Genomic DNA, 18,535 nt, shown 5'->3' with positions numbered 1-18,535 from the left:
CGGCGCGCGGTGCCGGGCGGCGGCGACCGGGGCACGCCCGGGCTCCCCGCGGCCCTCCCGGTGGCGGGCGGCGGCGGGATCGGGGCGATCCACTCGCCGTTCACCAAATGGCGGCCCGCGACCGGGTGTTCGGCACCCGTCCGGTGGGCCCCGGCGGCCGTACGCCGGTGCCCGCGCCCCCGGGCTCTCGGGTGCCGCACCCCCGCTGGCAGCAACGGTCCTTCCCGCTGGCGGTAAATGCCTCTGGGCGCCCCCTGGAGCCTCCCCCGTGCCGTCCTTGACAGGCCCCGAACCGCCATGGGGTACTGCGAATGCGAAGCCGGGCGGACGTGACGGGGGTGAGTCTCCTGCCGCAGCTGCGCTACCCCACCATGGCCCAACTCTTGGCATTCGCGCGGGATTTGGCCTTACGTCGGCCGGGCCTCGTCGCGCTTCGACAAGTGGGCGCCTCCCGTGCGGGCAGGCCCCTCCACCTGCTGTCCGTGGGCCACGCCCGACGCGCCGTGCTCGTCGTCGCGGGAGCCCACGCCAACGAACCCACCGGCGGTGCCACGATCCTGGCACTCGCCGAACGCGTGCTGGAGGAAAGGGAGTTGCGCTCCGACACGTCCTGGCACTTCCTCCTCTGCGCGGACCCCGACGGGGCGAGCCTGCACGTCACACCCGCACCGCGCAGCCTGTACGAGTACCACCTCGGCTTCTTCCGGCCGGCCGCCGAGGAGCAGCCCGAGTGGTCGCCGTCGGTCCTGCCGCCGGACCGGCTGCCGCCCGAGACCCGGACGCTGACCAGGGTCATCGACGAGCTGCGCCCCTACCTCCAGGTGACCCTGCACGGCACCGATCTGGGCGGCAGCTGGGTCCAGTTGACCAAGGACCTGCCCGGGCTCGCCGAGCCGTTCGCCAAGTCCGCGGCGGAGCTGCACATACCGGTGGAGACCGGCGCCTCGGACGCGGCCGGCTGGTCGGCGTCCGGGCCCGGCGTGCATGTGATGCCCTCGCCCGGCGCGGGCGCCGCGTACCCGAGCATGCCGGACGACGCACGGCACAGCACCTGGTACCACGCCCATCGCTACGGCGGTCTGACCGCGGTCGTCGAGGTGCCGATGTGGGCGAGCGACCTGGTGGACGACGCGGCCCCGCATCCCGCGCCGGCCGCCGCGATCCGCCAACTGGCGCGCCGGCTGCTGCGGGACGGCACGGAGGTCGACCGGACGCTCACCGAGGCGCTGCCGCGGCTGGCGGGCGTCGACGGGCCGCTGCTGCGCGCCGCCAGGTGGGCGCTGGAGCTGATACCGGGCCTGGCCGAGGACTGGATGCACACAGCGCCCGCCGACAACACGATGGCGTACGTCGGCAGTGTGGACGCCTTCGCCCGGCGGCTGCCGCTGCGCGCCGCCGCCATGCTGCTGCGGGTCCTGCGGGAGACCGACGACCTCGCGGCAGCGCGCCTGGACCGGCTCGTGGCGATCTGGAGCGACGCCTTCGCGGACCGCTTCCGGGCCCGCTGGGTGCCGCTGGAGCACCAGGTCGAGCACCAGTCCCGCACGGTCGTGGCGGCGGCGCTGTACGCGCGCGAGCGGGCCGGGTGAAGCACGCACGCGTACAGCTCGTCGCCGTACCGCCGCTTCCTGCCCTCGACTCAGCCGTCCAGCGCGAACACCGATCCCGTCCGTGCCGCCATCACGCACGCGTTGGGGAAGGTCTGCGCGTACTCGACCGGGCGGCCCCGCCACTCCCCGCGCGCGTGCACACTGACCGGTGCGTAGACCATCGAGCAGAAGACGTCCTTCGCCGGGATCGCGGTGATGTCGCCGTCCGCCGCCGCGAGTTCGGCGCAGGCCTCGGCCGCGTGGTGGTGGCCCTGGGGCGGGTCGCACAGCAGGAGGGTGCCGCGGGTGTCGCTTGAGCGGGCGTCGCCCTTGGTGACGGTGAGGTAGAGGTGGTTGCCGGGGAAGGCGTCCGCGGGCGCCGCCACCGCGGGGGCCGCGCAGGCCAGGAGCAGGAGGGCGGCCGACAACAGCCCGGCCCGGGTCGCGGTCGTAGGAGATGCAGTCATTCCCGATGCATCGGCACGGCGGCCTCGGATCCCCACCCCGGCTCACCCGAACGGGAGCGCGCGGAGGCATGCCGCCCGGCGAGCTCGAACGCGGCGAGCACGACCCGCGACTGGTACTCGACCTGGCGCGAGACCGGGATCCACCGCGCGCCGCAGCCGTCCCGGTAGTCGGCGCACCACTCGTCGATCAGGCGGTCGAGGTCCGCCCGTACCCGGGCCTGGTCGCGCCCGGCCCGCGTGACGAGCTGGTGCAGCAGTCCGGCGGTGCGCAGCGCCAGGCGCCGTCCGGCGATGCGCAGGGCGGCCAGGTGGGCGGTGCTGAGCGGTGGCAACGGGCGCGCGCCGGCGGCGATGTCGGGGTCCCAGGTGTCGGCGAGGCCGGGGCAGACCAGTAAATAGTCGTCCACCGGGGCGAGCAGGCGCGCCGCGTCCGGCACGCCCGCGAGGTGCGGGCGTATGCGTGCGAGGAGGTCGGCGAGGCGCCGGGCGTCGTGGCGCAGGGTGTGGCTGACCGTGCGCAGGACGGCGGTCCCGTCGGCGGGCGGCGAACCGTCCGCCACGGCGTCGACGGCCCACATGGGCGCCTCGACGACCGCCGTCACGGTCCCGTGCCGGTAGGGGTGGAACCAGGTCGACTCGACGGCGGCCTCGGTGATGGCCGCGGCCAGGTCGCCGGGCTGCGGCGGCGGGATGCGGTAGACGGCGGGCCCGAGGCTGGGCCAGTACAGCGTGTCGTACGGGCCCAGTTCGCGCGGTACGCCGAGGCGGGCCGCGGTGTGTGCGACGCGGCGGGCGAGGCCGGGCAGGTCGTGGGTGAGCTCGACGAAGCCGCCGCCGACGTCGACGCCGTGCAGGGAGCACTGCAGAAAGGGCCGCAGTTCGTCCTGGAGGTCGAGGAGGGTGCGGGTCTCCGGCAGGGCCGCGCCCGCCGCGCCGTCGGGCAGCCACTCGGGCTGTTCCATGAAGCCGGGCCGGAAGAAGTTCCGGAAGTACCGGCCGAGTGTGTACGGGCCCGGCAGCCAGCCCTCGTTGCGGCGCAGTCCGTCGGGGTCGAGGCAGAGCAGCAGGTTCCAGGTGGCGTCGGCGCCCTCGGTGAGCCGGGGGTCGGCGAGGGCGCGTTCGGCCAGGCGCAGCACGGTGGCGCCGCCGACGGGTTCGTTGGCGTGCGGTCCGGCGACGACGAGGGCCTGTCTGACGCCGTGTCCGACGGAGAGGAGCCACAGGGGGGTGCCCGCGCGTGAGGTGCCTACCCTGCGCAGCCGGGCGTCCTGGGGACGCCGGGCGACCAGAGCCGCCGCCCGCGCGCCGAGTTCGTCGACGGTCGGGTAGCGGAGGAGGGGTACCAGGGCACACCTCCACATAGTGGTGCCGTCGATTCACCGGATGTGCATGGTGTACGCACAGTCAGTCACGGCCGGGGTGGTACGTCAACACCGCTGCCGGGAAAGGGATTCGGGCCCTCACAAGTGGTCGACTGCCTGTCATGCTCGGGCCAAAGCTGGCCGGAAGCCGACGGCTGACAGCCGGTCAGGAGACGCGGCGGACAGGGTCAGTCGACGGCGAGCCGGTACGTCATCCGGCCGAACCCGATCTGGTCGCCCTCACGGACCACGGCGGCGCCGATGACACGGCGTCCGTTCACGGTCGTGCCGTTGGTCGAGCCGAGGTCCCGCAGCACCCACATGCCGCCCTGCCGGCTGAGTTCGGCGTGCACCCGGGAGACCGTCTCATGGGTCAGGCGCAGCCCGTTCGCCGGGTCGCGGCCGATGCGCAGCGGGTAGCCGCTCGCGGGGTGGGGCAGCAGCAGCTTGGGCAGCCGCTCGGCCTGCCAGGCCCTGCGCAGCCGTACGGTGAAGCCGGAGACGGCCTCCACGGTGCCGAACACCAGGCGCGAGACGCGGCTCTCGGTGGGCAGGTCTGCGGTGAGCGCGGCCAGTTCGTCGGAACGACGGGCGGCCAGCGCGACCTCCATCCGGCGGATGAACGTGTCGTGCGACAGCCGTCCCATGGCGACGCCGTCACGGAGCACCTTCAGCGCCTTGTCGCGCTCCGCGTCGGACAGCCGCGCGGGGTACGTGTTGAACTCGAAGGACGACGTCACGTTCGTGATTGTCGGGCAGCGAACTCCGGGTGTCCAGAAAACGAGAAAACGGTCACCACGCGTGCATACCTGACGACACCCGCCGCAAAAGGCCCGATCCCAAGGCGGATTGATCGCGTTTGAAGGACCATGGACCGGCTACATCACGGTGAGCAGACGAAGGGGAACCGTCCGTGCAGTTCGAGGTGTGGGCACCGCAGGCCGATCGTGTGACGCTCCATTGCGACGGCGCCACGCGCGCGTTGGAGCGCGATCCTGGGCGCGAGGGCTGGTGGCGCGGTGAGGCGGAGGCGCGGGAGGGCTCGCGCTACGGATACGCGCTGGACGACGGACCGGTGCTGCCGGACCCGCGCTCGCGCCGGCAGCCGGACGGCCCCGACGGGCTGAGCGCGGTCGTCGACCAGGGCAGCTACGAGTGGCGCGCCGAGTGGGCCGGACGGCCGCTGCCGGGCGCGGTCCTGTACGAGCTGCACGTGGGCACGTACACGCCCGAGGGCACCCTGGACGCGGCGGCCGAGCGGCTCGAACATCTCGCCGAACTGGGCATCACCCACGTCGAGTTGATGCCCCTGTGCCCCTTCCCCGGCACTCACGGCTGGGGCTACGAGGGCGTCTCGCTGTGGGCGGTGCACGAGCCGTACGGCGGCCCCGAGGCGCTGAAACGGTTCGTCGACCGGGCGCACGAACTGGGCCTCGGCGTCGTCCTGGACGTCGTACACAATCATCTCGGTCCCTCCGGCAACTACCTGCCGGCGTTCGGGCCGTACTTCACCGACACGCACCACACACCGTGGGGTTCGGCCGTGAACCTGGACGCGCCGGGCTCCGACGAGGTGCGGGCCTATCTGCTGGGCAGCGCGCTGTCCTGGCTGCGCGACCACCGGATCGACGGGCTGCGCCTGGACGCGGTGCACGCGCTGGCGGACACGCGCGCGCTGCACTTCCTGGAGGAGCTGTCCACCGCCGTCGACGCCCTCGCCGTCGACCTGGGCCGGCCGCTGTTCCTGATCGCCGAGACCGACCTGAACGACCCGCGGCTGATCACCCCGCGCGCGGAGGGCGGCCTCGGGCTGCACGCGCAGTGGAACGACGACTTCCACCACTCCCTGCACACCGCGCTGACCGGTGAATCGCAGGGCTACTACGCCGACTTCGCGCGCGCCCCGCTGGCCGCGGTCGCCAAGACGCTCACCGGCGGCTACTTCCACGACAACACCTGGTCCAGCTTCCGCGGCCGCCACCACGGCCGCCCCCTGGACCGCGTACGTGTGGCGGCGCACCGGCTGCTGGGCTACACCCAGACGCACGACCAGGTCGGCAACCGCGCCCAGGGCGACCGCCTGTCCGCCACGCTCTCCCCCGGCCTGCTCGCCTGCGCGGCCACCCTCACGCTGACGGCACCCTTCACGCCGATGCTGTTCATGGGCGAGGAGTGGGCGGCCGGCACACCCTGGCAGTTCTTCACCGACCACACCGACCCCGAGCTCGCGGAGGCCGTACGGCGGGGCAGGCGGCGGGAGTTCGCGCCGCACGGGTGGGCCGAGGAGGACGTGCCCGACCCGCAGGACCCGGCGACCCGCGACCGCTCCGTCCTCGACTGGAGCGAACTCGACGACGAGCCCCACGCGCGCGTACTGGCCTGGTACCGCCGCCTGCTCGCGCTGCGCCGGGAGCAGCCCGACCTCACCGACCCCGACCTCGCCGACACCAAGGTCGCCTACGACGAGGGCGAGCGCTGGCTCGCCTTCCGGCGCGGAGACGTACGGGTGGCCGTGAACCTGGCGAAGGAGACCGCGGCGATCCCTCTGGGACCGCGCCAGGCACGCGTGCTCGCCGCCTGGGAACCGGTCCAACCCCCGGGCGCCGACGGGGTGTTGCACGTACCCGGGGAGTCGGCCGTGGTGCTTCTCCAGGGGTAGGAGCGAGGTGCCGGGACCTTCGGGGAGACACCTTCCAGAGGGTGCGGCACGCCCCTACGATGGGTGTCATCGCCGACATCCTGACCGACGCGGGGGACGAGATGGATCGTGCGCACTACCGGCAGGGCGACGTGCTCGTCGTCGCGGTGGACGAGTTACCTCCCGGGTCGCTGCCCCTCCCCCGTGAGGACGGGTTGATCGTGCTGGCCCACGGTGAGGTCACCGGGCACCGGCACGCGATCGCCGAGCCCGGTGCGGAGCTGCTGGCCGTACCGGGGACCGACGACGACACCGAGCGGCGGTTCCTGCGGATCGTCGGGGCGCCGGCGCACCTGGTCCACGAGGAGCACGGCACGATCACCCTGCCGGGCGGTGTGTACCAGGTGATCCGGCAGCGGGAGTTCGACCCGGACATACACGCGGTCTTCGTCAAGGACTGACCGGTGGCCCGCCGTGCCCGCGCGCTGACGCCGGACCAGCTGCGCGCGGCGGAGGAGATCCTGGACGAGTGGCTGGCCCGGTCGCTGTCCACGGAACCGGCCGACCGCGAGGCCACCGAGGACGCCGTCACCGAGCTGTACCGCATCCAGGGCCTGCCGCCCCCGATGTTCCTGTGGGTGAACTCGCCGGAGAGCGGCCTGCTGACGGCCGGGCTCCTCGCCGAGTGCCGCTCGGCCAGGGCCGGCGTACCCCTCCACCGGTGGCTCCGCGAGTACCTCTCGTCCACGCTGTGGCTGGACGGCTTCTCCTCCTTCATCAGGGAAACGGTGGCGGAACTCCTCGACGACCACCTCCAGGAGGACGATCCGCCCCTGCCCGAGGTGCGCGACAGCTCCTTCGCGCAGCGGCTGCACACCGTGCCGGGCACCTGGCATCCGGGCGCACTGCGCGCGCGGATGACCGAGTGGTGGCACGATCCGCACGCGCGGCAGCATCCGGAGGTGCGGCGCTGGCGCAGATCGATGCGCCTGGCCGGATGGGAGGAGTGGGACGTCGAACTGGTGGGACGCTTCCAGGCCCCGGGCTGGGCACGGGAGACGGTCGAAGGGCTGCTGCCGCAGCCGCACCGGCTGACCCGGTCGGTGTTCCACCACTGCATGGAAAAGGACGACTCGCTTCCGTTCGAGGGCGGCGGCAACGACTGGATGACCCCGGGCATCGAGAACTTCCTCCAGGTACACGGCCAGTGGGCCACTCACCTGGCCTGGTTCGACGTCTACCGCCGACTGGGACTCGTGCGCTATCCCGACCCGGTGCAACGGATCATGGACCTGCTGGCCGTCACCGCCCGGTCCTGCGGCAGTTGGTGGCCCGGCGAGCGTCTGTGCGTGGCGGTCGAACGGCCGGCCCTGCTGAAGGTGGACCTGCCCGAGCCCCGCACACCGCGGCTGCACTGCGCGGACGGACCGGCGGTGCTCTGGCGCGACGGCTCGAAGATGTACGCGTGGCGCGGCATCCCGGTGTCCAAGAGACTGATCAAGGGCAAGGTGACGGCGACCCACTGGCTCTCCGAGAACAACAGTGAAGTCCGCCGGGCCATGGCCGAACGGATGGGCCACGAGTGGCTGTTGGAGAACGCCGGCGCCCAGAAGATCGCCACCGACGAGTACGGCACCCTGTGGCGCGTCACCGACTGGTGGAACGACGACATCGTCCTGGTCGACCTGGTCAACTCGACGGCCGAGCCGGACGGGTCCTTCAAGCGGTACGTACTGCGCGTGCCGCCCGACCAGACCGTGCCCCGCGACGCGATCGGCTGGACCTTCGGCCTGCCGCCCGGGGCGTACGGTCCCGCGACGATGACCTGAGCCGCCCGAGCCCCGCCGAGCGCTCGTTCACAGCTCCTCGTCCGGCCCGCCCTCCCGCAGTTCCGTGACGCGTTCCAGCAGGATCGCCTCCCAGGCGTGCCGGAGTTGCAGCGCGAGCAGGGGCAGCGGGTCGGTGTCGTGGCCGTCCAGGGCGGCGGCCAGGCGGATCACCGTGTCGCAGCGGGCGAGCCACAGGCCGCGCAGACAGGGGCGGGCGCCGTAGCCGGCGAGGGTGGCGGCGCGGACCGCGGCGGGTGAGCCGACGGCGACGGCGAGGCCCGCGATGTCCTCGGCGGGATCGCCCAGGGCCGCGTCGGTCCAGTCCAGGACACCGCGTACCCGGCCGTCGGCGCTGACCACGAGGTGCTCGCCCCTGAGGGCGTGGTGCACGAGGACCGCGCCGCCGTGCTGGGCCGCGGCCAGCTGGACGGCGGCCTGCGGGGGCAGTTGGTGCAGCCGTGCCGGGTCGAACTCGTCTGCGGCGCCCAGGCGTTCGGCGTCCTGCACCGCCATCCGGCGCAGCGCCTCCAGGGAGCGCGGCGCGACGCGCGGCACCCCGAACACCTCGGCCTGCCGCGCGGGCACCTCGCGCAGCCCCGTCAGCAGCCCCGCGAGGTCGGCCTCTCCGACGGCGGACACGTCGTGCTCGCCCGCCGTGCCGCCGGGCACCAGGGTGTCGAGCGTGTACGTCAGCCCCGGCGACCACTCCCCGTGCGCCACGCTGGTCGGCACCGCGACGGGCAGGTGCGGGCGGACGAGGTCGCGCAGGCGCAGTTCGCGGCGCTGGCGGACGGTGGCCTCACGGTCGGGGGCCAGACGCAGCACATGGCGGGTGCCGACCCACCAGGTGGAGTGCTCGCCGCTCTCGCCGACGGGCCGCACGGCGGGGCCCGTGCCGCTGTCGGTGCCGTCCTTGAGCAGGGAACGGACCAGTCGGCGGACGGTGTCCGCGGTGGGTGTCGGTGCCTGGGTCATGGTCGCGCCGTTGTCGCTCGGGGGTGTGCTGGGCTTGTCCACGCGATCGGTCAGTCCACCACGACCAGTTCGCGCTCGGTGTTGTTGAGCCGCCGGCCGCCGTCCTCGGTGACCGTGACGATGTCCTCGATACGCACGCCGAACCGGCCCGGCAGATAGACACCGGGCTCCACGGAGAAGCACATCCCGGGTACGAGGGGCTGCTGTTCGCCCTCGATCATGTACGGCGGCTCGTGCGTGGTGACGCCGATGCCGTGCCCGGTGCGGTGGATGAAGTACTCGCCGTACCCGGCGTCCACGATGACCGCGCGGGCGGCCCGGTCGACCTCCTGGCAGGCGACGCCGGGCCGCACCGCCCGGAAACCCGCCTCCTGGGCCGCGCGCACCAGGTCGTGCACCCGGCGCTCCTCGTCGGTGGGTTCGCCGACGTGGACCGTGCGGGAGGTGTCGGAGCCGTAGCCGTCCTTGAGGCCGCCGAAGTCGAGGACGACCATGTCGCCCCGCTCGATGACGCGCTCGCCGACCTCGTGGTGCGGGTTGGCGCCGTTGGGGCCCGAGGCGACGATGGTGAAGTCGACCTGGGAGTGGCCGAACCGACGCAGCAGGTCGGCGAGGTCGGCGCCGACCTCGGACTCCTTGCGGCCGCCGAAGGGAACCTTCCGGATCTCCTCGAACGTTGCGTCGGCAGCCGCGCCCGCGGCTGCCATCAGGTCCAGCTCGGCCGCGTCCTTGACGGCCCGGAGCATCGGCAGGGCCTCGGTGAGGGCCGCGTACGTGGTCCCTGGCAGGGTCCGCTGGAGGCCAAGCAGGTGCATCGCCCAGGCGTTGTCGCTGACCCCGAAACGGCCGGTGGAGTCGAGCAGCGCGGCGGTGGCGGCGTAGGGATCCTTGCCGTCGGTCCAGTCGCGCAGGTTCAGCGCGGACGCGCCCGGGGCCTTGGCGGCGTCCGGGGCCTCCAGGGTGGGAACGACGAGGACGGGAGCCCGGCCCGGGGCGAGGACCAGCAGGGTGAGGCGTTCCGTGATCGCGGTGGGCGCGTAGCCGGTGAGCCACACCATGTCGGGCCCGGGGGCCACCAGGAGTCCGGCGAGACCGGCCTCGGCCGCGGACCGGGCGGCGCGCTCCATGCGGGCCCGGTAGTCGTCGGCGGTGAAGGGCGCGGGCGTACTGCCGGTCATCCGGGCCTCCCGGGACGGGTGAGGGAACCACTGGGGCCTACGGGGAGCATCCTGCCCGGACACAAGGGGTCGCGCGAGCCGGTTGACGGGTCTCGCACCCGCCCGCCGACCTCGCGCCGACGATCCGCATCACGTCGTAGGCCATCCGGGAGGCCGCGAGCAGGGCGCTCAGGCCCGCGACGAGCGGGCAGGCGCCGAGGAGGGCAAGGAGAGTGCTCGGCATGGCACTCATCGTGGCCCGTGCCCGGGAGCCGGGCCACTGGATCTCCCGGCCGGCCGGACGCGACAGCTCGGCCCCTCCTGTGCCTCTGTCCCCTCTGTCCCCTCTGTCCCCTCCGTTCCCCTGTCCTCCGCCGCCGGGTGGTCAGGTCACGATGCCCGGTACCGCTGTCAACTGCTGGTAGTTGCCGCTCTGGTGACGGACCGTCAGGGTCACTTCGTGGCCGGGGCGCGCGTGGGCGACCGCCCGGGCGAGATCGGCGGCCGAGTCGATACGGGTCTTGTCGACGTTGAGGAGTACGTCGCCGCGGACCAGGCCCGCCGAGTAGCCCGGGCCGGGCACGTGGACGCCGACGACCAGGGCGCCGGTCTTCTCGGCGTCCACCGCCTCGACGCCGAGGGTGGCGGCCGGGGTGGCCGGTGCCGGGGTCGACGACGACCCCGAGGTGTCCGACGAGCCCGCACCCACCGACGCGCCCGGCACCGCCGTCGACCCCGGGGGCGCGGAGGCCGCGCCCGCCTGGGACCTCGGCGCCTGCTGGGCCGCCTCGCGCTGCATGTCGGCGAGTTTGCTCATGCCGATCACGGTGGCGCCGACGGTGCCGAGGCCGACCCCGGACAGCACCAGGACCGTGCCGACGAACAGGGCGAACAGCAGGGCCCTGATCCGGCGCCCGCGCCGGCGCGCGGCGTGCGGACGCCGGGCGGGATCGGTCGGGGCGCCGCCGCCGGGCTCCTGGCCGGGCATGGGCTTGGGACGCAACGCGGTCTGTGCCATGGATCGCCTCCGTGGTTCGGCCTCCGGGAGGGATCTACCCGGGGCACCGGCGCCCGACATGCCACGAAAGAGTGAGACTGACCTGCTGTGCAGGACGGGAAGAGGGCCCTCGCACGGCGGCTCGCGCCCGTACCCAGGTCCGGGTACGGGCGCGAGCCGTGGTGGATCGGGCGCGGTCTCAGCCGACCGGCAGCGACACGCCCGCCGGCATGACCGTCGCCATGACCGTCGGCATCATCGTCGACACCGGCGCCGGCATCTGGTCCGGCAGGAACGTGTGCGTGCGGCGGGCCAGGTACTCCGCCTTGTAACGGTCCACCTTCTGATGCCAGTTGAGGATCCCGGCCAACCAGTTCCGCAGGTCGGCGACATAGCCCTGCATGACCTCGCGCGCCTCCTCCGAGAGGTCGAAGTCGTCGTACATGACCGGCAGTTCGTGCTCGGCGACGTGCTGGAACTGTTCCATGCGCTGGGTCATGAGGTCGTGGACGACGGAGAGCGCGGTCGGGTAGTCGATGCCGAAGAAGTTCTGCACGACGAGGATCGCGTTGTGGATCTCGCCCTCGTACTCGATCTCCTTCTGGTACGAGAAGACGTCGTTGACCAGGCACGCGTAGTCGAAGGCCGCGTTCTCCAGGGAGCGGACGGGGCCGCTGAGGTAGGCCTCGGGCGGGACGGCGGGGCCGTGGCCCATGCGGCACAGGCCCGCGGTGAGGTCGGAACCGAAGGTGGAGCGGCGCATCTCCAGGTAGTCGACGGGGTCGGGGATGCGGTTCTGGATCTGGTTGGACAGCTCCCACACCCAGCTCTCGGTCATCTTGTCGACCGCGTCCTTGAGGGTGCGTCGCTGCGCGGGGGACATCTGTGCCGTCGTGCGCGCCCACAGGTCGATCAGCCCGCGCTCCATGCCGTTCACCGGAACCGGGACCGCCTCCCCGTCGACGGGCATGCAGTCCGACAGACGCAGGGTGGTCAGCCGGGCGGCGGCCAGGTCACGGCGGTGGCCGAAGACGAGCGGGTAGTAGTCGTCGCCGTAGGTCCCCCAGGCGAGCCAGCCCGAGCTCAGGTCGAGGGAGTCGGCCGTGGCGTCCGGATCGAGGCCCGCCGCGCAGAGCGGCAGGTCGGCCGCGGCGAGCCGGTCCTCGTCCCACACGCCCTCCTCCAGCATGCCCATGGCGTGCATCCAGGCGGTGAGCCGGGGCCTGGCGACGTCCAGGTGCGGGTTCAGCTCGACCTCGAACGGCATGTGGAAGTCGGGCAGCAGGGACGGGCCGACCTTCTGGTACGGCGTGTGCGTGTACGCGCGCAGCCGCTCGGCGCCGGCCGCCGCGAGCAGCGCGCCGACGTCGGCGGCGGAGGTGCCGGGGCCGGTCGGGGCCTGCCAGGGGGTGGTGGCACGCGCGCGTGCGTTCATGTACCGGCTGGAGCGCATGTGCCATTCGTGGCCGCCGGACTGCCAGTCCTGAAGGCCCTGCGTGTACTTGGCGACCGCGGCCGCCTCGACCGGGGTGAGACCTTTCTCCAGGGCGACGGCGGGCACCTCGGTGAGCGCGGTGTGCTCGAACTGGTGCAGTCGGGAGGTCAGTACGTCGTTGACGATCTCGGCGGCCTCCTGGGTGGTGCAGCCGAAGAACGTCTCCAGGACGAGCACGCCGTTGCTCAACTCGCCCTCGTCCTCGACCTCGCGCTGGTAGGAGAACAGGTCGTTGCGCAGGTGGACGGCGTCGGAGAACGTCTCCATCAGCACCCGCAGCGGCCTCGACTCCGCGACGGCCGCGGGCACTTCGGCCGTCGCGTACTCCACCAGCCCCGCCGACCAGGGCGCCCCGCCCACCTTGCGGCGCATCTCGATGTACTCGACCGGGTTGGCGATCCGGCCCTCGTTGATGTTGGACAGCTCCCACAGGGACTCGTTGAGGAGGTGCTCGGTGGCGACCGAGAAGCGGCGCCGCCACTCCTCCGACATGGCCGGCACCATGCGCGTCCACAGGTCGGCGAGGCCGGCCTCGACCGGGTTCTGCGGCTCGGGCATCGGCGTCGACAGGTCCATCGGCATGAACAGCGGGAGCCGGTCCAGATAAGCCTTGCCGCCGGCGCGGTCCTGGGTGCGCTTGAAGATCTCCAGGAAGTGGTCGTCGAAGAAGAAGACCCACACGTACCAGTCGGTGATCAGCGAAAGGGCGGGGCCGTCGCACTCGGGATGGGTGTAGGCGCACAGCAGGCCGTAGTCGTGCGCGTCGAGGTCGGACTGCTCCCAGACCCCGGACCCCTCCAGCATGCCCATCTCGCGCGCCCACGCGGTCGAGTGGGCGCGCGCCTCGTCGACATGCGGGTTGAGCCGCGCGGGATACGGCATGTAGAAGTGCGGGAGTTCAAAGGGCTGCTGCGTCATGGCCGGGCCCTACCCGCGGCCCTCCGGAGGCATCCGCGCGGCGACACATGATCACACCATCGCGTGAATCAGGGGCGAAGTCCGGTGCGGGGACGCCCTCTTGTGGCGGTCACGTCCACGCGCGCGTGCAGCCTTGAGGCGCACACGCGGCCTTACACGCGCGCGTGCCGCCACCACGCACACGCGCGCGCGTCGACCACGTCTGTCCTCGACGAAGCGCCGTCAGTCCTTAGTCCTTAGTCCTTGGCGAAGTGCGGAAGGATCTCCTCGGCGACCCACCCGAGCGCGTCCGGCAGTTCGTCCGTGGCGACCAGCAGCCACAGCGAGCAGGCGGCGAGCCCCGCCTCGGCCAGCGCGGCGAGTTCGTCGCGCACGCTGTCGGCGCTCGCGTCCGCGCCGCCCAGCGGCCGGCCCGGCACCGGGACGGCCGGCGCGAACCCCGGCGGCACCAGGAAGGCACCCGTGGTCAGCGCGAGCGTCCCGGGATCACGGTCGGTCCCCTCGGCGAGGCCGTCGAGACGCTCCCGTACGGCGGTCAGTCCGGCGGCGTCGAGCCCGGCCCCGTGCCAGGCGTCGCCGTACCGCAGTGCCCTGCGCAGTGCCGCGTCGCTCCCGCCGCCGATCCACACCTGCGGCCCGCCCTCGGTGCGCGGCAGCACCCCGAGCCGCGGCTCGCCCTCACCGCGCCACAACTTCCGTACGGTGCCCAGCTGTTCGTCCATCCGGCGGCCCCGTCCGGCGAACGGGACGCCGACGGCCGCGAACTCGGACGCGTCCCAGCCGGTGCCGACACCGAGGGTGAACCGGCCGCCGGAGAGCCGGTCGAGGGTGGCGGCCTGGTGGGCGAGGACGATCGTGTTGTAGAGCGGCAGGACGAGGATGCTGGTGACCAGGCCGATGCGCTCGGTGGCCCCGGCCACGGCGGCCAGCGTCACCAGCGGGTCCGGGGTCACGCCGGAGTCGCCCGCCAGTGCGTGGCCGCTCGCGAAGACGTGGTCGAAGCCCAGTTCCTCGGCCGTACGGGCGGTCGCCAGGACCCCGTCGACCTCCTCCTCCCGCGCGGGCCACAGGCGGTGCGGTGCCACTCCGATACGCAGCATGTCGTTCGGTACTCCCTCGGTGTGCGGTGCCGGTCCCTGAACCGACCACGCTAGAGGCTGCGTCGGCGCCCGTGCGGATTCTCGGACCTGAGCCCGCACACCACGTCATCTCGGTCGCATGCGCGTTCCCACAGAACACAGTTGACGTGACGTCAGATGCGCACTTGGAGCAGCGCGTGGGTGCCACCCGTTCGCCAGCGCTGTCCTTCCGCCGCCACCAGCACGGCCTCCGTGTCGGCGGTCAGGCCGGTGATGACATCGGACTTGAGGGTGCGCAGGGCGGCGACCGGGCCGGGGAAGTAGGAGGTCACGTCCGCGAAGGGCGTGGTCGGCGGCCAGCGGCGATCGCCCACCAGGCGGCGGTAGTTGAGGTCGCCCTTGACCACGGTCAGCTCGGCGGAGGCGAGTTCGGCGCGCAGGTCGTCGGGCATCGCCGAGAAGGGCAGGGGCGCGGCGGCGAAGGGGTGGGCGCGGACGGTGAGGGTGCCGTCGGCCGTCGCGGACCACAGGGTGCGACCGTAGCCGGCGGCGGCGCCGCTCGCGCCGGTCAACTTGCGCAGGGCGTCGACGAAGTCGGCGGTCGTGGCGTCGGAGACGTAGTACGGATACGGCTTGAGGTGCAGGACGGCTCCCCGTACGCGCCCCTCCTCAAGGAGGTGGGCGATGAGCAGGAGGTCGGGGATGAGTTCGCGGCCCGCGTTGTCGGCGATCAGGTGCAGGGTGCCTGCACCGGCGGGCGGGAGCAGCGACCAGAAGGTGTCGCTGTCGTCGGCGACCAGTGCGGGGGCGACCTCCGCGTCGGCCGCGCTCGCGTCGGAGAGGCGGAAGCCGAGGTCGGCGCGGTTGCCCCAGAGGGAGCCGTGCAGCAGGGCCCGCCCGCGTTCGTCGGCCGGCCTGTCCGCGAGGTCGTCGAGGGCGGCGAGCTCCTCGTCCGTCTCCGGGCCGTCCAGTTCGGCCAGTTTGAAGGGGCGGAACGGGTCGATGCCCTGCCAGGGTCCTGGGGTGAAGTAGCCGACGGCGTCGAGGAGTTGGCGGTAGAACCAGCTCTCCGACCACAGCCACGGCACGTCGAACCAGGACCGGCCGACGTACTCGGGCAGGTCCCAGGTGGTCCAGCGGTCCCGGTCGGGTGCGTCGGCGGGGAGGGGTTCGATGACGCCCTTGGTGCAGTTCTCCAGGAGCGCGTCGAGCGCGCGGTGCTGGGCGGGGCCGTACGGGAAGGCCTCTCGCACCTGCCGGATGATCGCGGGGTGGCGCTCGGCGAGCACGCTGTGCGGGAACGATCCGGGTTCGTCGGCCAGGAGCACGGGCGCGGACGGGGTGTGGGGCATGCGCCTCACCGTATCGCGCGGGTCAGGCGGGGCGGATCTCCCGCTCCAGGCGCGAGGCGAGGCTCAGATAGCGGGCGCGGCGGGTGACCGGGACCAGGCCGCGGATCATCACGTGCCACATCTCGGCGACCCGGCGGGGCTGGCGGGCGACGGGTTCGAGGGAGCGGCCCACGACGCGGGTGCCGACGAACCAGCTGACGAGGGCGTGTGCGACGGCCTCGACGTCGATGTCCGGGTGGACGTCGGACTCCTTGACCGCGCCGTGCAGCTTGCGGGAGGCCAGGTCCCGCCACTCGGTGAACGGGTGCGTCAGGGGTGGCGGCATCGCGACGACCCCGGTGGCGAGCCGGAGTCCGGCGCGCGGGACGGGGTCCTCCACGGACAGCCGGGCGACGCCGAACGTGAAGCGGATCAGGGATTCGAGCGAGGAGTAGCCCCGGCCCTCCAGTTCGCTCGCCACCTCGCGCGAGACCCTGGACTGGAGCTCCATGATGGCGTGCGCGAGGTCTTCCTTCGCGGCGAAGTGGAAGTAGAGGGCGCCCTTGGTGACTTGGGCGTGCTCGACGATGTCGCTGAGGCTGGTCGATTCATAGCCGTGCCGGTCGAACAGGTCGGCGGCGGCTGCGATGATCGTCGCTCGGGTCTGCTCGGCGCGTAACTGCCTCGGCATCGACTGAACACTCCTGGGACTGGAAAGAACGGGTCATGCCGTTTGTTCTTCACTCCCCGTACACGATAGCTCACCGTACGACGGCCCCGACCTGCGCACCTCAAGATCATCGGCCCGGCCTGGCGGCTCATCCGTCAGGGTTCGACGACACGTGTCACCGTGGTTTTCGGGCCGACAAACCGGACGGACAGGTTCCCATGCCGTTGACCGCCAAGAGTACGAGGCGACCGGTTGGTTTTCAATGCGGCACGGATCGACGCCCCGCCGTCGCCCCCATGGCATGGATCGACCCCCGCCCCTCGCCCCGTTGACCGGAATCACCCGTCTTCACGCCCGGTGTCACACGATGAACGCGCCGCCCCCTTTTCCCGTACTCCACGGGAGCACCCCGTACCCGCGCCGGCCGAGGAGACGTTCCGGATGTCCCGGATGACCGCACACCGCACCGCACTTGCGGCAGCCCTCGTGACCCCGTTCCTGCTGCCCCTGTGGGCGGCGGGACCCGCACAGGCGCACGGCGCCCCGACCGATCCGGTCAGCCGGGTGTACGCCTGCTCCCCGGACGGCGGTTCGGCGGGCACCTCGGCCTGCCGGGCGGCGATCGCCGCGAACGGCGCGCCCTTCACGCTGTGGGACAACCTGCGGGTGGCGGACGTCAACGGCCGGGACCGGCAGACGATCCCGGACGGCAAACTGTGCAGCGGCAACCTGCCCGCCTACAAGGGGCTCGACCTGACCCGCGCCGACTGGCCCTCCACCCAGCTGAAGCCCGGCGCGACGATGACGATGAAGTACGCCTCGACGATCCCGCACACCGGCACCTTCAAGCTGTATCTGACCAAGCCCGGGTACGACCCGGGCAAGCCGCTGACCTGGTCCGAGATTCCGGATCAGCCCTTCGCCGCGGTCACCGACCCGGCGCTGACCAACGGCGCCTACCGCATCACCGCGAAGCTCCCGGCGGACCGGACGGGACATCACGTCCTGTACACGATCTGGCAGAACACCAGCACGTCGGACACCTACTACTCCTGCTCGGACGTGGTGTTCCCGGCGGCGAAGTCCGGCGGCACGGGCACTACGGCCGCCTCGTCGACCGGAGGGAGCGGGCAGAGCAGCAAGAAGCCCGTGAGCAAGTCCCCTTCGCCGACGGCGAAGCAGAGCCCGGTGAAGGCGAGTCCCACGCCGGCGGCCGCGGATTCACCGGCCGCGTCGACGCCCGACAGCACGCCGCTCGCCTCCACGCCCACCGCCGATTCGAGCCCGTCCGCGCCCATGGTGGCGGGCGGCGCCGCCGCGGTCCTGGTGGTCACCGGCGGCGTCGCCCTGGCACTGCGGCTGCGCCGACGCTGAAGTCAGCGTCGGCGCAGGCTCATTGACGGATCGTCAGTTGACGTAGACGGTCGCGCCGTTGGAGGTGACCGGGGCGTACTTGGCGGTGAAGTAGCCGGCGCTGAAGCAGAGCGACGAGCCCGACGTCTTGGTGAACGCCTGGTTGGCGAAGGCGATGCTGGCGTCGGTGTTGCTCGTCGCGCCGGTCAGGCTCGGGGCCTGGTAGACGCAGGTGATGCTGCCCAGCAGGGTGGTCAGCTTGACCGTGGTCTGGATGGCGGAGCCGGCGGCCGGGGTCACCGTCAGGGTGCCGTCCGAGGCCACGGTGGTGTTGTACGGCAGGTTGTCGACCGTGATGCTGCTGACGCCGAGCACGCCCAGGACGTTGCTGGTGCAGCTGCTGGCGGCGAAGGTCTGCGCGGTGGCCGACTCGGTGGCCGTGCCGGGCGCCGTCGGGTTGTCCGTGACGGTGGCGGTGAGCTGGGACGACGTGCACTTGATGCCGCTGGTGCCGGTCGCGCTGGAGTAGAGCGTGGCGGTGGTGCCGCTGGCGAGCGGCGCGGTCAGCACGTCGCCGACGGCGACCCCGCCTTGATCGTCATGCGGGACGACACTGCTCTCCTCGCGACCATTTTCACGTTCGTCGGCGTCCTCGTCACCGCAGTGGTCTCGCTGA

17 protein-coding genes are annotated in these 18,535 nt (G+C 72.5%); 5 read left to right on the top strand and 12 right to left on the bottom strand.

What is annotated here, in order from left to right; all coding sequences use genetic code 11:
- Nucleotides 1-338 precede the first annotated feature (338 nt).
- The gene (locus ACWDR3_RS41220; protein ID WP_450357736.1) at nucleotides 339-1,589 is read left to right on the top strand and encodes a M14 family zinc carboxypeptidase; all 1,251 of its coding nucleotides are present in this window, start codon (nucleotides 339-341) and stop codon (nucleotides 1,587-1,589) included.
- Between the two features lie 50 nt (nucleotides 1,590-1,639).
- On the opposite strand, the gene ACWDR3_RS41215 is transcribed toward ACWDR3_RS41220, so the two are convergent.
- From ACWDR3_RS41215 to ACWDR3_RS41205, 3 genes are all read right to left on the bottom strand, one after another.
- Entirely contained in the window at nucleotides 1,640-2,056 is a 417-nt protein-coding gene (locus ACWDR3_RS41215; protein ID WP_450357735.1) for an SSI family serine proteinase inhibitor, read from the bottom strand.
- Entirely contained in the window at nucleotides 2,053-3,417 is a 1,365-nt protein-coding gene (locus ACWDR3_RS41210; RefSeq protein ID WP_450357734.1) for a M14 family zinc carboxypeptidase, read from the bottom strand. Before ACWDR3_RS41210 ends, ACWDR3_RS41215 begins: the two co-directional genes overlap by 4 nt.
- Nucleotides 3,418-3,605: 188 nt before the next feature.
- Nucleotides 3,606-4,157 (bottom strand): FHA domain-containing protein, encoded by a 552-nt coding sequence (locus ACWDR3_RS41205; protein WP_123996929.1) that lies wholly within the window; start codon nucleotides 4,155-4,157, stop codon nucleotides 3,606-3,608.
- A 173-nt stretch (nucleotides 4,158-4,330) separates the two neighbouring features.
- On the opposite strand from ACWDR3_RS41205, the gene treZ reads away from it, so the two are divergent.
- The 3 genes from treZ to ACWDR3_RS41190 all read left to right on the top strand — a co-directional run bounded on the left by treZ (nucleotide 4,331) and on the right by ACWDR3_RS41190 (nucleotide 7,884).
- A complete protein-coding gene (gene treZ, locus ACWDR3_RS41200) occupies nucleotides 4,331-6,076 on the top strand; it encodes a malto-oligosyltrehalose trehalohydrolase (RefSeq protein ID WP_450357733.1) in 1,746 nt (581 codons plus the stop codon).
- Nucleotides 6,077-6,177: 101 nt separating this feature from the next.
- The gene (locus tag ACWDR3_RS41195) at nucleotides 6,178-6,516 is read left to right on the top strand and encodes a hypothetical protein (RefSeq protein WP_450357738.1); all 339 of its coding nucleotides are present in this window, start codon (nucleotides 6,178-6,180) and stop codon (nucleotides 6,514-6,516) included.
- Between the two features lie 3 nt (nucleotides 6,517-6,519).
- Nucleotides 6,520-7,884: a DUF6745 domain-containing protein gene (locus tag ACWDR3_RS41190; protein ID WP_450357732.1), complete on the top strand. Its 1,365-nt coding sequence runs from the start codon at nucleotides 6,520-6,522 to the stop codon at nucleotides 7,882-7,884.
- A 27-nt stretch (nucleotides 7,885-7,911) separates the two neighbouring features.
- Here the strand turns inward: ACWDR3_RS41190 and ACWDR3_RS41185 are convergent, their stop codons facing one another.
- The 8 genes from ACWDR3_RS41185 to ACWDR3_RS41150 all read right to left on the bottom strand — a co-directional run bounded on the left by ACWDR3_RS41185 (nucleotide 7,912) and on the right by ACWDR3_RS41150 (nucleotide 16,527).
- Nucleotides 7,912-8,859, bottom strand: coding sequence for an aminoglycoside phosphotransferase family protein (locus ACWDR3_RS41185; protein ID WP_450357737.1), 948 nt, complete (start codon nucleotides 8,857-8,859; stop codon nucleotides 7,912-7,914).
- 50 nt (nucleotides 8,860-8,909) lie between these two features.
- On the bottom strand, nucleotides 8,910-10,037 hold the full coding sequence (locus ACWDR3_RS41180) for an aminopeptidase P family protein (RefSeq protein WP_450357731.1): 1,128 nt from the start codon (nucleotides 10,035-10,037) through the stop codon (nucleotides 8,910-8,912).
- A 37-nt stretch (nucleotides 10,038-10,074) separates the two neighbouring features.
- A complete protein-coding gene (locus ACWDR3_RS41175; RefSeq protein WP_450357730.1) occupies nucleotides 10,075-10,260 on the bottom strand; it encodes a hypothetical protein in 186 nt (61 codons plus the stop codon).
- A gap of 141 nt (nucleotides 10,261-10,401) precedes the next feature.
- Nucleotides 10,402-11,034 (bottom strand): PDZ domain-containing protein, encoded by a 633-nt coding sequence (locus ACWDR3_RS41170; protein ID WP_450357729.1) that lies wholly within the window; start codon nucleotides 11,032-11,034, stop codon nucleotides 10,402-10,404.
- Between the two features lie 178 nt (nucleotides 11,035-11,212).
- Nucleotides 11,213-13,426: a germacradienol/geosmin synthase Cyc2 gene (cyc2, locus tag ACWDR3_RS41165; protein ID WP_450357728.1), complete on the bottom strand. Its 2,214-nt coding sequence runs from the start codon at nucleotides 13,424-13,426 to the stop codon at nucleotides 11,213-11,215.
- Between the two features lie 236 nt (nucleotides 13,427-13,662).
- On the bottom strand, nucleotides 13,663-14,526 hold the full coding sequence (locus ACWDR3_RS41160; protein WP_450357727.1) for a TIGR03619 family F420-dependent LLM class oxidoreductase: 864 nt from the start codon (nucleotides 14,524-14,526) through the stop codon (nucleotides 13,663-13,665).
- A 152-nt stretch (nucleotides 14,527-14,678) separates the two neighbouring features.
- Nucleotides 14,679-15,857 carry a damage-control phosphatase ARMT1 family protein gene (locus ACWDR3_RS41155; protein WP_450357726.1) on the bottom strand — a complete coding sequence of 393 codons (1,179 nt, stop codon included), beginning with the start codon at nucleotides 15,855-15,857 and terminating at the stop codon, nucleotides 14,679-14,681.
- 22 nt (nucleotides 15,858-15,879) lie between these two features.
- The gene (locus ACWDR3_RS41150; protein ID WP_450357725.1) at nucleotides 15,880-16,527 is read right to left on the bottom strand and encodes a ScbR family autoregulator-binding transcription factor; all 648 of its coding nucleotides are present in this window, start codon (nucleotides 16,525-16,527) and stop codon (nucleotides 15,880-15,882) included.
- Nucleotides 16,528-16,947: 420 nt separating this feature from the next.
- Between ACWDR3_RS41150 and ACWDR3_RS41145 the strand changes: the two genes are divergently transcribed.
- Nucleotides 16,948-17,880: a lytic polysaccharide monooxygenase auxiliary activity family 9 protein gene (locus ACWDR3_RS41145; protein WP_450357724.1), complete on the top strand. Its 933-nt coding sequence runs from the start codon at nucleotides 16,948-16,950 to the stop codon at nucleotides 17,878-17,880.
- 33 nt (nucleotides 17,881-17,913) lie between these two features.
- Here ACWDR3_RS41145 and ACWDR3_RS41140 read toward each other — a convergent pair.
- Nucleotides 17,914-18,535: Tat pathway signal sequence domain protein (locus tag ACWDR3_RS41140; RefSeq protein WP_450357723.1), on the bottom strand; the 622-nt coding region annotated here is incomplete at its 5' end.

The organism is Streptomyces sp. NPDC001002 (genome assembly GCF_053599215.1).
The sequence above is the reverse complement of the archived record's forward strand: the minus strand, read 5'-3'. Positions and strand labels throughout refer to the sequence as shown.